General features: G+C 67.3%; 1 protein-coding gene. It reads left to right on the top strand.

Annotated features, from left to right (window positions below):
• The coding region (locus tag IMZ11_RS44140) for an alpha/beta hydrolase (RefSeq protein ID WP_228649722.1) at positions 1-447 on the top strand (447 nt) is incomplete at both ends.

Here is a 447-nt window from a genome sequence, read left to right as displayed (position 1 = left end):
GACGACTACTGGCGTCGCAACGACGCCGGGCATTACAAGAACATGCAGGATGCGTTCACCGCGATCCGGTGTGTCGACACGCCGTTCCCCACCGATCCGGCGGTGTGGGCCGACGCCGATCGGCGTCTGCGTGCCGCGGCCCCGTTCATGTCCTACGGCGAGTTCACGGGTTACGCACCCCGCGACATCTGCGCACTGTGGCCGGTGCCGGCGACGTCAGCGCCGCACCCGGTGACGGGACCCGGCCCCGGAAAGGTCGTGGTGGTGTCGACCACCGGCGACCCGGCCACGCCGTATCAAGCCGGTGTGGATCTGGCCCGGCAAATGGGCGCCTCACTCATCTCGTTCAACGGCACCCAACACACCGTGGTCTTCAACGGGGATGCCTGCGTCGACACCGCGGTGCTGGGTTTCTTCGTCAACCAAGCCTCACCGGGTGACCTCTCC

Source organism: Microtetraspora sp. AC03309 (assembly GCF_020826795.1).
GTDB lineage: Bacteria > Actinomycetota > Actinomycetes > Streptosporangiales > Streptosporangiaceae > Microtetraspora > Microtetraspora glauca.
This window is presented reverse-complemented; position numbering and strand designations above follow the sequence as displayed.